A 12,302-nucleotide genomic window follows, 5' to 3' on the forward strand; every position below is an offset into this window, starting at 1 on the left:
ATACAAGATGGATAAAAAAGTCTTACTAATGATTCTGGATGGCTGGGGTATAACCCAGGATTCGGAAGTATCGGCAATCGCAAAAGCAAAAACACCATTCGTAGATTCCATTCTAAAGAAGTATCCAAATGCTCAACTCAGGACAGATGGGCTAAATGTTGGACTTCCAGAAGGGCAAATGGGCAACAGCGAAGTAGGACATATGAACTTGGGTGCAGGTCGCATTGTTTACCAGGATCTGGTAAAAATCAACATGGCTGTAGAAAATAATTCTCTTATTCAGGAACCTGTCCTTGAACAGGCTTTCAATTATGCTATAAAAAATAACAAGCCAATCCATTTTATGGGACTGCTAAGTGACGGAGGAGTTCACTCCCATATCAACCATTTAAAAGGTTTGTTGACTGCAGCAGAAGAATTTGGGGTTAAAGATAAATATGTACACGCATTTACTGATGGACGTGATGTAGATCCTCACTCCGGAAAAGATTTCTTAAGTGATCTGGAGGAGCATCTGACAAAGACAAACGCCAAACTTGCATCGGTCATTGGCCGTTATTTTGCAATGGACCGTGATAACAGGTGGGAAAGGGTTAAGAAAGCTTATGATCTTATTACTGAAGGTAAAGGCATGAAAACGACAAATGCGGTTGAAGCTCTTCAGAAAAGCTATAATAATGATATTAGTGACGAATTTATAGAGCCTATTCTAATGACAGATGCTGCAGGAAATCCTGTAGCCACTCTTAAAGAAAAAGAAGTAGTTATTTTCTTTAATTTTAGAACAGACCGGGGACGCCAGCTTACAGAAGCCCTAACGCAAAAGGATTTTCCTGAGTACAACATGAAAAAGCTTCCGCTTTATTATGTTACCCTTACTAAATATGACGACAATTTCACTAATGTAAACGTGGTCTTTAAAAAGGACAATATCAGCACTACACTGGGTGAAGTACTGGAATACACTGGCAAGAAACAGATTAGAATTGCAGAGACAGAAAAATATCCTCATGTAACATTTTTCTTTTCAGGAGGTCGGGAAAAGCCATTTAGAGGAGAAAGCAGGATTATGTGCAACTCTCCCAAAGTAGCTACTTATGATCTTCAACCAGAAATGAGTGCTTACGAAATTCGGGATAAAATAATTCCTGAGCTTAAAAGTGAATCGGCAGATTTTATATGCCTTAACTTTGCGAACCCCGATATGGTAGGTCACACAGGTGTCTTTGATGCCGCGGTTAAAGCCGTTGAAACTGTTGATTCCTGTGCCAAAGATGTGGCTGAAACCGCCTTGGAAAATGGCTATTCTGTATTGGTTATTGCAGATCACGGAAATAGTGAGACTATGATAAATCCAGATGGCAGTCCAAATACTGCGCATACCACAAACCCCGTTCCTTTGGTTCTTCTGGACAAAGACATCAAATCGATAAAGAGCGGTAATTTAGGAAACATTGCACCCACGATTTTGAAGTTAATGGGAATAGAGAAACCAGATTTAATGACTCAGGATTCCCTTATTTAAAAATTATAATGAATAAATTTCTCGGTGTTATTATAGTCATTTTTTTTAGTTGCGGAAGCAGTCATTCTGTTGCTAAAAATGAAAAATCATCAGAGAATACACCATCTTTCTCTCTAGGTCCCCACAGAGAACCTCCCACCGGAGTTTATCAGAAGGATATGTTGTTGGGAGAATTCCAAAGAGAGGAACTTGAGAAAGAACCTTTTTTGAGCTGGTTTGAATCTGGCTACTCAGATTATGATCCGAAGGAAAAGGCAATGCAAATCATAAAAGAGAATATTTCAGATTATGAAATAACTCTTGTAATGGTAACCTGGTGCAGAGACAGTAAAAGAGAAACTCCAAAGTTTTTCAAGATATTAGATATGGCTAACTACAACGTAGAAAAGTTAACTACCATCGCTGTAGACACGAATAAAAAAAATCCCGGAAATATCCAGGAAGGTTTAAATGTTGAAATGGTACCTACCATTATTTTTTATAAAGACGGAAAAGAGGTTAACAGGTTTGTAGAGTATCCGCAGGAGAGTATAGAAGAAGATATTGCAAAAATTGTTAGTGGTGAGGAATATAATCATCCTTACGCACAATAAATTCAGATAATCTGGGTTAGGACTTATTGAAATTTTCATGTTACAATCATTAATAATTGCGGTAGATTTTGACGGAACAATTGTCGAGAACCGGTATCCGGAAATAGGAAAACCTATGTTGTTTGCTTTTGAAACCCTTAAAAAGTTTCAGGAGGAAGGCCACCGGCTTATTTTATGGACCTATCGATATGGAGATAAACTTGATGAGGCTGTAGATTTCTGTAAATCAAGGGGTATCGAATTTTATGCAGTAAATAAGAGCTATCCGGAAGAAGAATTTGATAATAAGATTAGCAGAAAAATACTTGCAGATATTTTTATAGATGATCGTAATTTGGGTGGTATGATTGGATGGGGAGAAATTTACCAGAAATTATCTACTAAGAAACCTACGAAAACAAAGGAAAAAAAGAAAAAACCTGGTCTTTTTGACCGGCTGAAAAACAAGTCATGATAATACCTAAAACAAGAGAAGAGATTGAATTAATGCGTGAAAGCGCGCTTATTGTTTCTAAAACTCTTGGAATACTTGCCCCGGAAATTAAACCGGGAGTCACCACTTTACAACTGGACAAAATAGCGGAAGAATTTATTCGTGATCATGGAGCAGAACCCGGTTTCCTGGGAATGTACGACTTTCCGAATTCTCTTTGTATGAGTCCTAATGCGCAGGTAGTACATGGTATTCCTAATGAAACTCCGCTACAGGACGGAGATATTATTTCTATTGATTGTGGAGCGTTGAAAAATGGTTTCTATGGAGACCATGCTTACACTTTTGAAGTGGGAGAAGTTGCTCCAGAGACTAAGAAATTGCTTCAGGTTACCAAAGAATCTCTTTATGAAGGTATTCGGGAGTTTAAAATCGGAAATCGTGTGGGTGATGTTGCTTTTGCTATTCAAAATTACACTGAAAATCACGGTTATGGTGTAGTGCGGGAATTGGTAGGCCACGGCCTTGGAAAGAAGATGCACGAAGATCCAGAAATGCCAAACTATGGCAAACGCGGGAAGGGAAAGAAATTTGTAGAAGGTATGGTTGTGGCAATTGAGCCAATGATAAATCTTGGTACTAAAAGAATCAAACAATTACCGGATGGCTGGACGATATTGACGGCAGACGATAAACCAAGCGCACATTTTGAACATGATGTTGCTCTATTGGACGGGAGACCGGAATTGCTTTCTACTTTTAAATATATTTATGAAGCTTTAGGTATAGAAAGTACAGAAGAAGACGAATTTAGATCAAAGATATGATCAAGAACTATAGGAACGAGAAATGGTTAGACCTGCACAAAGAAGAATGGCAGGAAAGATTTGTTTACCGGCTTTCCAACTTTGGAAGGATTGTTAGCTTTCTGAAAAATCCGGAAGGAGAATTAATGAAAGGTGGCCGGGTTGGTGGATATCTTAATTTTGCCGTGAAGCTCAAAACCGGAAAGCATAAAACCTATTACATTCATAGAATGGTCGCCGAACTTTTTCTGAAGAAAAATGAGGACGACAAGTACGTAATCCACAAGAATTTTGAAAAGGACGACAACAGGGCAGAAAATCTGGCCTGGGCAACAAAAGAAGAGTGGGTGCAACATCAATACAATAGTCCTAAAGTCAAAGAAAACAAGCACAAGAGAAAGCTACGTAAAGTAGTCTCATACTCCAAGCTTTCTTATGCGCAGGCGGTTATCCTTAAAAAGAAATTGCTTGATCCGGATAGAAAGACCAGGATCAAAGTTCTCGCCAAGCAATTCGGCGTTTCAGAAATGCAGTTGTACAGAATCAAATCCGGAGAAAACTGGGGAGACATTGAAGTATAGAAATCTGTCTTCAAAAAAAGCAACCTTCAGCTAAAATCTTAACTTCCAAAGTGAATGAAAAGAGTTTTTAAGTTCTTCCTCAACACCATTCCACGTCCTCTTCTTATTCGTTTCAGTTATTTAATTCGTCCGGCATTAAGAACTGCTCTACGCGGCACCCGCTATACAGATCCTATAGACGGCAGGAGTTTTTCTAAGTTTTTGCCTTATGGTTACGGCAAGCAGAGAGAAAACGTTCTTTCTCCCTCTACGCTATCTTTAGAGCGTCACCGGCTCCTTTGGATATATTTGGAGCGAAAAACGTCATTTTTTACTGAAGACTTAAAAGTACTTCACTTCGCCCCGGAGCAGGCTTTTTACAGCCGCTTCCGAAAATTGGCAAATATCGACTATACCACTACAGATTTAAATTCTCCACTGGCTGATGTAAAAGCAGATATCAATAATTTGCCTTTTGATGATAATGCTTATGATTTTATCTTCTGTAATCACGTTTTGGAGCATATTCCAGACGATACACAGGCCATGAAGGAGCTTTACAGAGTTTTAAAGCCCGGCGGAACCGCTATTCTACAAATTCCGCAGGATTTAAATCGAAAAAATACCTTTGAAGACGATTCTATTACTGACCGAAAAGAGCGGGCACGTATTTTTGGCCAATATGATCATGTTAGAATCTACGGAAGGGATTATTTTGACAAATTAAGAAATATCGGGTTCAAAGTTGAAGAAGTAGATATGACCGCAAATCTGTCACCTTCTGAAATTGACAAATATCGACTTGCTAAGGGAGAGATTATCCCAGTGTGCACCAAATGATCTCACTTCTGAAGTTGTTCTTTGAAACCCTCAGAAGCATAGACAGCCATTTCATTATTATTTTCAGCATAAATAAAATATACATCCACACCTTCTATTCTCTCCAGCATCTCTTGTGACTTTTCCAATCCAAGTGCCATAAAAGCAGTGGCGTAACCATCTGCAAGCGTACAATTTTCTGCCAGGACAGAGGCACTGAGCAAATTACTCTGCTGAGCCTTTCCTGTTAAAGGGTTTATAGTATGCACATAAGCCTCACCTGTAAGCGTATCTTCCCTAAACTTCCTATAATTACCCGAAGTTGCCAGAGCACGATTTTCCAGTGCCAAAACGGTCTGAAAAGTACGCTCTCCCTTTTCCTGCCCAGGATCATCTATTGCAACCCTCCAGGGGTTGTTGCTCTCGATATTACGACCTTTTGCTACCAGTTCACCACCCAATTCAATAAGATAGTTATCAATATTCTTATTATCGAAATAAAGAGCAATAACATCTATAGCATAGCCTTTGGCAATTGCATTAAAATCCAGATAAACTTCGGGATGTTCTTTTTCGATCCTGTGGCCCGGTGTAAGCTTTAGTTTATTAAAGCCAACATATTGCATGATGGAATCAATTTCGCTGTCCTGAAGATCCTCTAAATAACCTTCCGGGCCAAAACCATATGCATTCACAAGAAGCCCGACAGTTGGATCGAAATAGCCTTTACTTTCTCTAAATATTTTTTTTGAAGAATTAAACACTTCCACAAAATTGCTATCTACAACAATTGAAGTCACCCCATCATTAATTCGTGAAATATCAGAATCCTCCTGATACGTACTCATGGATTTATTTATAACCCGAAAAATGGAATCGAGAGAAGTCTCTACATAGAGCTCTTCATCTGAAAAAAAGGAAATATGAAATGTTGTCCCGAGTGCAGCTCCTGAAGCAGTATACATTTCGGGATGATCTTCAGAACAACTAACAAAGCCAACAATAAGGAACAGAAAAAGAAAGCTTCTTTTTATAATACTAGACTTCCTGCCATCCTTGATAATTAACAACATAATCTTCTTCACTGGTAATAGGTTTTTCATAATCTGCTGAATTTGCCAATCCTACGCCTGCATAGAAGGTGCGCGCATTAAATTTGAGTGCATGTTCTTTGATAGTCTCCATAAAGATCCGATCAAAGTTTTTCGGATCATCGGGATATTGTATGGCACGGACAATTACAAAATGTAACTTAGTATTTTTAAGCGCTACAAACTGCGGATTTCTCTTAAGCTTAGAATTCACCCCGAGAAAATCATATCCATTATCCTCAAGATCTTTTCCCACAATATTCATTGCCAGGTTATGTAATTCCTGTTCATTTAATTTAGGCATAGCTAAAGATAAAAAAATCCCGCCGAAGCGGGATTATATTTTAACCTCCAAAGTCATCAAATCTAATATTCTCTGGTGGCATTCCGAAGTCTTCACCCATTTTCTGAACAGCTTTGTTCATTAATGGAGGACCACAGAAGTATAACTCAATTTCTTCCGGTTCTTCGTGGTGTGACAAATAATTATCGATTACCACCTGGTGAATAAATCCTACAAAGCCATCTCCTTCATCATCAAGACTTTCTTTTACTTTCCAGTTATCTTCTTCAGCTGGTTCAGAAAGCGCCAGGTAGAATTTAAAATTAGGGAAATCTCGCTCTAATGCCCTAAAGTGTTCTGTATAAAATAATTCTCTTTTAGACCTACCTCCATACCAGTAAGTTACTTTTCTACCGGTTTTTAATGTTCTGAAAAGGTGGTAAAGATGTGATCGCATTGGCGCCATTCCGGCTCCACCACCTACATATAACATTTCAGATTCACTCTCATTAATAAAGAATTCACCATAAGGTCCTGAAATAACAACCTTGTCACCTTTCTTTAAACTAAAAATATATGAAGAAGCAACTCCGGGATTTACATCCATCCAACCTTCTTTTGCACGATCAAACGGTGGCGTGGCAATACGTACGTTTAGCATGATCTCACGTCCTTCAGCAGGGTAAGAAGCCATTGAATAGGCTCTTTCCACTGTCTCCGGGTTCTTCATGACTAATGGCCATAATTTAAATTTATCCCACTCATCTTTAAACTTATCCGGAGTTTCATGTTCTTCAGGGTGAGCTGTAATATCCATATCTTCAAATTTCACTTCCGTCTTAGGAATTTCTATTTGAATATATCCACCAGCTTTATAATCCATCACTTCAGGAATTTCAACAACGAATTCCTTAATGAAAGAAGCAACATTATAATTTCTTACAACTGTAGCATCCCATTTTTTAATTCCGAAAACTTCTTCAGGAATGGTAATCTTCATGTCGTTCTTCACCTTTACCTGGCAACCAAGCCGCCAACCGTCGGCAATTTCTTTCCTGGTAAAGTGGGGTTCTTCAGTAGGAAGAATCGCCCCGCCCCCTTCTTTGACAATACATTTACACTGGATACAGGTTCCGCCACCACCACAGGCAGAAGGAAGGAACAGTTTACTTTCTCCCAAAGTAGACAGCAGCGTACCACCTGAGCCTACTTCTATGTCCTTTTCATTATTTACATTAATACTAACAGGACCGGAAGGCATTAATTTGGCCTTAGCGCCCAATAAAACGGAAACCAGTAAAAGTATTAATACTAAAAATACAACTACACTTGCGATTATAACTGTCATTGTCCTTGTTTTGCGATTATAATTTAATTCCCATAAAGCTCATAAAGCCTATAGCCATTAATCCCGTAATAATAAATGTAATCCCGAGGCCTTTAAGCGGTGCAGGTACGTTTGAATAGGCAATTTTCTCACGAATAGCAGCGATAGCAAGGATTGCCAAAAACCAACCAATTCCACTTCCGAAGCCATACGTTATTGCCTCTGTTACGTAGCTAAATTCTTTTTGCTGCATAAAAAGAGCTCCTCCCAAAATTGCACAGTTTACAGCAATTAGCGGAAGGAAAATACCTAAAGCACCATATAATGCCGGAGCGAATTTCTCAACTATCATCTCCACAAGCTGAACCATAGATGCGATTACCGCGATAAACATAATAAAACTAAGGAAACTTAGGTCTACACTTATAAAATCATCTCCAAGCCATTTTAAAGCTCCAGCCTGAAGCAGGTAATTATCAAGTAAGTAGTTAATAGGCACTGTAATAGTTAAAACAAAAATTACCGCTGCACCTAATCCAACAGCTGTTTTTACCGTTTTCGATACTGCCAGATAGGAACACATCCCAAGGAAGTAGGCGAAAATCATATTTTCTATGAAAATACTTCGTACAAATAAATTTACATATTCCATAATATCTTTCTTTAAGCTCTAGCGCTCTGATTTTACTCTTCAATAAGTTTACGGTTACGTGCTCTCTGAACCCAGATTATAAGCCCCACAACAATTAAAGCCATAGGTGAAAGCAACATCAATCCATTATTCTCATAACCCATTGCATAAAGCCCTGTGGAATCTGCCGCACTTGTTCCCTGGTGTCCCAGAATTTCGTATCCAAAGAGTTTCCCAGAACCAAGCAACTCCCTGAAGAAAGCAACAATAATAAGAATTAATCCATATCCAGCAGCGTTACCAATACCATCAAGAAAAGATTTATAAACTCCGTTTCCAAGTGCAAACGCCTCGAGACGTCCCATTACAATACAGTTTGTAATAATTAAACCGATAAATACGGATAATTGTTTACTAACATCATAGGCATATGCACGTAAGACCTGGTCTACAAGCGCCACAAGAGATGCCACAACTACCAGCTGAACAATAATCCTGATCCGGCTGGGAATCATATTACGCAGCATCGATATTATGATGTTACTAAATGCCATTACTGCCATTACTGCAATAGCCATAACCACCGCCGGCTCCAATTGCACCGTAATCGCCAATGCTGAACATATACCAAGTACCTGTACGGTAATTGGATTATCATCATCCAGAGGATCGGTTAATAATTTTCTGTTGTTTTTAGACAAGAAACTTTCTTTCTCCTCAGAATCTGACAGGAATAAGATCATTTCTTGTTTTTTCGCTTCCTTCTCTTCGGAAGTAAGGTTATTGTCTTTAGCCATAATTACTCTGTAATATTAATGTCTCTCTGCTCTTCGAAAAATGGTAAATAGTGCTCTAACCTTTCGGAAATCATATCAGAAACCCCATCTCCTGTAATTGTCGCACCTGAGATAGCATCTACCTCATGATCTGTAGAAGCACCTCCTTTTACTACCGAAACTCCTTCTAGCATTCCCGCTTCATTATAAATTTTCTTTCCTGCGAAGCTTTCCCTAAACCAGGCTTTGGTAATTTGAGCTCCTAATCCCGGAGTTTCCCCAAGGTGATCAAAAGTTGCACCTTTTATAGTATTTATATCATCCTGTAATGAGATGTACCCAAAAATTGCATTCCACAATCCATTCCCTCTTAAAGGTATGATGTAATACTTCTCTCCTTCATAATTTGCAATATAAAGCGGAAAAACCTGCTCTGATCCGTCTTTTTTAATCTCTTTAGCAAGATCTACGGCAAAAGCATCCACCCCTTCATCTATGGAACCATCCGGCTGTAGCGCGACGGTTTCTGTAATATACTGGTTATACAATTCCTCGGCTCCGGCGCGGTCTGTTTCCACACCAATGGTGTTAAGGATACTTTGCATTTTTTCCTGGCGCACATTTTCGTATTGCGTAGGCTGTAACGAGGTGGCAGTAAAGGCCAGAACCGATGCCACAACCAATACCATTATTATAGCAAAAAGAAAGGTATAGCCGTTACTATTCGTTTTATTTACTGATTTTTCTTCCATAACTAAACTGCTGTTTCAACTTGAGCGTTAGTAGTATTTATTCTTTTCTTTCGTCGCTTCACATTAGATTGAATTACATAGTGGTCTATTGTAGGAGCAAAAACGTTCATCAATAAAATCCCCAACATCACCCCTTCAGGATAAGCAGGGTTGAACACCCGTATCATGATGGAGAGAAAACCAATCAGGAATCCGTAAATCCACATCCCTTTCAGAGTTTGCGCACCAGAAACCGGATCTGTCGCCATAAAAACAATTCCGAAGGCAAGTCCACCTACAATAAGATGTTGATACCATGGAAAGTTAGTCAGTTCATTTCCTTCCAGTCCCATAGCAGGCAAGGCATTAAATATTATTCCCATTATTGCAGCTCCTATAAAAGCACTGAGGATAATCCTCCAGCTTCCCACTTTCGTCAACACAAGAAGCAAAGCTCCGGCCAGGATACAGAGCGTAGAAGTCTCTGCAATAGAACCTGGGATCACACCGGTAAACATACTCATTGCATTATAAGCAACCTCTTCACCTGCCGCAAGTGTCCCAAGAATAGTTTCTCCTGAAATAGCATCTATTGTATAAGCATCACTAACCCAAACTTCGTTACCAGACATATATGTGGGATAAGCAAAGAATGCAAATGCTCTCGCTGTAAGTGCGGGATTAAGAATATTCATCCCTGTCCCACCAAACGCTTCTTTCCCAATCAAAACTGCAAAAATAACAGACAATGCAACCATCCAAAGCGGAATATCCACAGGCATGATCATTGGTATTAAAAGTCCCGTAACCAGATAACCCTCGTTAACTTCGTGGCCTCTAAAAACTGCAAAAGCAAATTCAATTCCCAGTCCTACACCGTAAGATACAGCCACCATAGGTAGAACTTTTAAAGCACCATGACCCAAAGCTTCCCAGAAGGTGAAGTCCGCGATCACACCTGCCTCTACCAGTTGATAATAATGCTGGTAACCTGTATTCCACATTCCGAAAATTAATGCAGGAATAAGTGCCAGCACCACTGTGATCATTATCCTCTTTAAGTCTACAGCATCCCTTATATGAGCCCCTTTTTGAGTAGTGTGATTAGGTGTAAAAAGAAAAGTGTCCAGCGCATTAATTGCAGGAGCAAACTTCTCATATTTACGACCTTTTGCAAATGGTTCTTTAATCTTATCTAATCTCTGTCTAATCCATTCCATAGTTGAAATTCTTTTTATCCTACTTCCGTAATCATTAAATCTAACCCTAAACGAATAACTTCCTGAATCTCAATTTTGGAAGTATTAACATATTCCACAAGAGCGAAATCTTCAGGAGCGACTTCGTATATCCCAAGCGTTTCCATTTTTTCAATATCACCTGCAAGACAGGCTTTCACTAACTGCATAGGAAAAATATCCATAGGAAGAACTTTTTCCATTTCACCGGTAACTACCAGCGCACGCTCTTCTCCGTTTAAATTGGTGGTAGGCTCAAATTTCTTACTACTTAACCACGAAAGGGATGTACGGGAATTGGAATGGATACTATTATAAGTAAATGGAAGCCATCCAAACATCCTGTAATTGTTACCTTCAGGAATCAAGGTAACTTCATTATCATAAAAACCAATGTATTGATGATTTGACAGCTTTTGACCTGTGAGTACGTCTCCGGAAATAATCCTGACACCATCAGGAACCTCTCCAATAAGGTCGGCAACATTAGCCCCGATTTTGGTTTTGAAGTACTTCCTGTTTTCAGCTTCACTCCCGGTAACAGCTATAGTACGGTCTGCAATATATCTTCCTGTAAGAAAAACGTTTCCTATTATAGCAACATCCTCTGGAGAAACCGTCCACACCCTTTCACCTATGTTTATAGGATCTATTTTATGGATTTGAACACCCACATTACCGGCGGGATGAGGACCTTTTACATGATGCAATTCAACACCTTTTATATCTTTGAGATAAGCAGCAGAGCTCTCATCTACCGAAAGATGAACAACACCGTTTGTTAATTTCGCAAGCGCATTGACACCTTCCTGAAAAGCAGCCACCTTGTCTTTAATTATAAAGCCTTTGTCGGCAGCTAAAGGAGCAGTAGAAACTGCTGAAATAAACACAGCTTTTGGTGTATCCTTAGGATCAGCGATTATATCATAAGGTCTCTGATTAATAAAGGCGCCGCAACCGCTTCCAAGAATTCTCTCTCTCACATCGTCGGCACTAGCTGAAGAAGCATCCATCTTACCGAACTCCCTATAAGAATCCTGTGAATCTGCTTCTATGATGACCTCCATAATCTTCCGTTTAGCACCACGTTTAATTTCTTTGATGGTACCACTAACCGGACTGGTAAAGCGAACTTCGCCGGTATACTTCGAGAAGAAAATTTCGTCACCAGCTAGAAGTTTAGCCCCTTCTTTTACAACCGTTTTTGGTACAACTGTGTGAAAATCTGGTGGCTTAATAGCGTAGGTCTTCGACCTTGGAGCCTCTAAAAGTTCCTTTTCCGCCTCTCCTACTAATTTAAGAGATAAACCTCTTTTAATTCGAATGTCTTTTGACATAGGATGGGGTGTATGTTAAAAAATTTTGTTTTTAAGTGGTGCAAATTTAGGAATTTTAACCTCACTTTTCCCAACAAATAAAAGATTTTTACCGCGAGTAACTGTTAAAAAAGATGCCGAAAAACTTCCTGATCATCAGTTGCAAATTTGTC

Annotated in this window: 14 protein-coding genes; 6 read left to right on the plus strand and 8 right to left on the minus strand. The window is 39.2% G+C overall.

Annotation, left to right across the window (positions count from 1 at the left end; all coding sequences use genetic code 11):
- Nucleotides 1–7: 7 nt before the first annotated feature.
- The 6 genes from gpmI to RM541_RS00970 are packed head-to-tail and all read left to right on the plus strand — an operon-like array spanning nt 8 to nt 4,757.
- A complete protein-coding gene (gene gpmI / locus RM541_RS00945) occupies nt 8–1,525 on the plus strand; it encodes a 2,3-bisphosphoglycerate-independent phosphoglycerate mutase (protein ID WP_311498359.1) in 1,518 nt (505 codons plus the stop codon).
- An 8-nt stretch (nt 1,526–1,533) separates the two neighbouring features.
- A complete protein-coding gene (locus RM541_RS00950; RefSeq protein ID WP_311498360.1) occupies nt 1,534–2,118 on the plus strand; it encodes a thioredoxin family protein in 585 nt (194 codons plus the stop codon).
- Between the two features lie 37 nt (nt 2,119–2,155).
- Nucleotides 2,156–2,572, plus strand: coding sequence for a BT0820 family HAD-type phosphatase (locus tag RM541_RS00955; RefSeq protein ID WP_311498361.1), 417 nt, complete (start codon nt 2,156–2,158; stop codon nt 2,570–2,572).
- A complete protein-coding gene (gene map / locus RM541_RS00960; protein WP_311498362.1) occupies nt 2,569–3,378 on the plus strand; it encodes a type I methionyl aminopeptidase in 810 nt (269 codons plus the stop codon). The genes RM541_RS00955 and map overlap by 4 nt, the downstream gene beginning before the upstream one ends.
- The gene (locus RM541_RS00965; RefSeq protein ID WP_311498363.1) at nt 3,375–3,938 is read left to right on the plus strand and encodes an HNH endonuclease signature motif containing protein; all 564 of its coding nucleotides are present in this window, start codon (nt 3,375–3,377) and stop codon (nt 3,936–3,938) included. The genes map and RM541_RS00965 overlap by 4 nt, the downstream gene beginning before the upstream one ends.
- Before the next feature lie 54 nt (nt 3,939–3,992).
- Nucleotides 3,993–4,757, plus strand: coding sequence for a class I SAM-dependent methyltransferase (locus tag RM541_RS00970; RefSeq protein ID WP_311498364.1), 765 nt, complete (start codon nt 3,993–3,995; stop codon nt 4,755–4,757).
- A gap of 2 nt (nt 4,758–4,759) precedes the next feature.
- Here RM541_RS00970 and RM541_RS00975 read toward each other — a convergent pair whose 3' ends face one another.
- From RM541_RS00975 to RM541_RS01010, 8 genes are read right to left on the minus strand one after another with little or no spacing between them, the layout of a single operon-like run.
- The gene (locus tag RM541_RS00975; protein ID WP_311498365.1) at nt 4,760–5,839 is read right to left on the minus strand and encodes an FAD:protein FMN transferase; all 1,080 of its coding nucleotides are present in this window, start codon (nt 5,837–5,839) and stop codon (nt 4,760–4,762) included.
- On the minus strand, nt 5,775–6,131 hold the full coding sequence (locus RM541_RS00980; RefSeq protein ID WP_311495611.1) for a DUF8840 domain-containing protein: 357 nt from the start codon (nt 6,129–6,131) through the stop codon (nt 5,775–5,777). The genes RM541_RS00975 and RM541_RS00980 overlap by 65 nt, the downstream gene beginning before the upstream one ends.
- Nucleotides 6,132–6,171: 40 nt before the next feature.
- On the minus strand, nt 6,172–7,458 hold the full coding sequence (nqrF, locus tag RM541_RS00985) for an NADH:ubiquinone reductase (Na(+)-transporting) subunit F (protein ID WP_311495612.1): 1,287 nt from the start codon (nt 7,456–7,458) through the stop codon (nt 6,172–6,174).
- Between the two features lie 16 nt (nt 7,459–7,474).
- The gene (nqrE, locus tag RM541_RS00990; protein WP_311495613.1) at nt 7,475–8,089 is read right to left on the minus strand and encodes an NADH:ubiquinone reductase (Na(+)-transporting) subunit E; all 615 of its coding nucleotides are present in this window, start codon (nt 8,087–8,089) and stop codon (nt 7,475–7,477) included.
- Between the two features lie 32 nt (nt 8,090–8,121).
- Nucleotides 8,122–8,865 (minus strand): NADH:ubiquinone reductase (Na(+)-transporting) subunit D, encoded by a 744-nt coding sequence (locus tag RM541_RS00995; protein ID WP_311495614.1) that lies wholly within the window; start codon nt 8,863–8,865, stop codon nt 8,122–8,124.
- Nucleotides 8,866–8,867: 2 nt separating this feature from the next.
- Nucleotides 8,868–9,596, minus strand: coding sequence for an NADH:ubiquinone reductase (Na(+)-transporting) subunit C (nqrC, locus tag RM541_RS01000; protein WP_311498366.1), 729 nt, complete (start codon nt 9,594–9,596; stop codon nt 8,868–8,870).
- Nucleotides 9,597–9,598: 2 nt separating this feature from the next.
- The gene (locus tag RM541_RS01005) at nt 9,599–10,795 is read right to left on the minus strand and encodes an NADH:ubiquinone reductase (Na(+)-transporting) subunit B (RefSeq protein WP_311498367.1); all 1,197 of its coding nucleotides are present in this window, start codon (nt 10,793–10,795) and stop codon (nt 9,599–9,601) included.
- A gap of 14 nt (nt 10,796–10,809) precedes the next feature.
- Nucleotides 10,810–12,150 carry a Na(+)-translocating NADH-quinone reductase subunit A gene (locus RM541_RS01010; protein ID WP_311498368.1) on the minus strand — a complete coding sequence of 447 codons (1,341 nt, stop codon included), beginning with the start codon at nt 12,148–12,150 and terminating at the stop codon, nt 10,810–10,812.
- Nucleotides 12,151–12,302 lie beyond the last annotated feature (152 nt).

Origin of the sequence: Autumnicola psychrophila (assembly GCF_031846645.1) — a bacterium.
GTDB lineage: Bacteria > Bacteroidota > Bacteroidia > Flavobacteriales > Flavobacteriaceae > Autumnicola > Autumnicola psychrophila.

Excerpts from the sequence above, each read along its gene's own strand:
- RM541_RS00950 (WP_311498360.1), top strand. The coding sequence starts at position 1,534 with ATGAATAAATTTCTCGGTGTTATTATAGTCATTTTTTTTAGTTGCGGA.
- RM541_RS00980 (WP_311495611.1), bottom strand. The coding sequence starts at position 6,131 with ATGCCTAAATTAAATGAACAGGAATTACATAACCTGGCAATGAATATT.
- RM541_RS01005 (WP_311498367.1), bottom strand. The coding sequence starts at position 10,795 with ATGGAATGGATTAGACAGAGATTAGATAAGATTAAAGAACCATTTGCA.
- RM541_RS00970 (WP_311498364.1), top strand. The coding sequence starts at position 3,993 with ATGAAAAGAGTTTTTAAGTTCTTCCTCAACACCATTCCACGTCCTCTT.
- map (WP_311498362.1), top strand. The coding sequence starts at position 2,569 with ATGATAATACCTAAAACAAGAGAAGAGATTGAATTAATGCGTGAAAGC.
- RM541_RS00975 (WP_311498365.1), bottom strand. The coding sequence starts at position 5,839 with ATGAAAAACCTATTACCAGTGAAGAAGATTATGTTGTTAATTATCAAG.
- nqrE (WP_311495613.1), bottom strand. The coding sequence starts at position 8,089 with ATGGAATATGTAAATTTATTTGTACGAAGTATTTTCATAGAAAATATG.
- nqrC (WP_311498366.1), bottom strand. The coding sequence starts at position 9,596 with ATGGAAGAAAAATCAGTAAATAAAACGAATAGTAACGGCTATACCTTT.
- RM541_RS00965 (WP_311498363.1), top strand. The coding sequence starts at position 3,375 with ATGATCAAGAACTATAGGAACGAGAAATGGTTAGACCTGCACAAAGAA.
- gpmI (WP_311498359.1), top strand. The coding sequence starts at position 8 with ATGGATAAAAAAGTCTTACTAATGATTCTGGATGGCTGGGGTATAACC.
- RM541_RS00995 (WP_311495614.1), bottom strand. The coding sequence starts at position 8,865 with ATGGCTAAAGACAATAACCTTACTTCCGAAGAGAAGGAAGCGAAAAAA.
- RM541_RS01010 (WP_311498368.1), bottom strand. The coding sequence starts at position 12,150 with ATGTCAAAAGACATTCGAATTAAAAGAGGTTTATCTCTTAAATTAGTA.
- nqrF (WP_311495612.1), bottom strand. The coding sequence starts at position 7,458 with ATGACAGTTATAATCGCAAGTGTAGTTGTATTTTTAGTATTAATACTT.
- RM541_RS00955 (WP_311498361.1), top strand. The coding sequence starts at position 2,156 with ATGTTACAATCATTAATAATTGCGGTAGATTTTGACGGAACAATTGTC.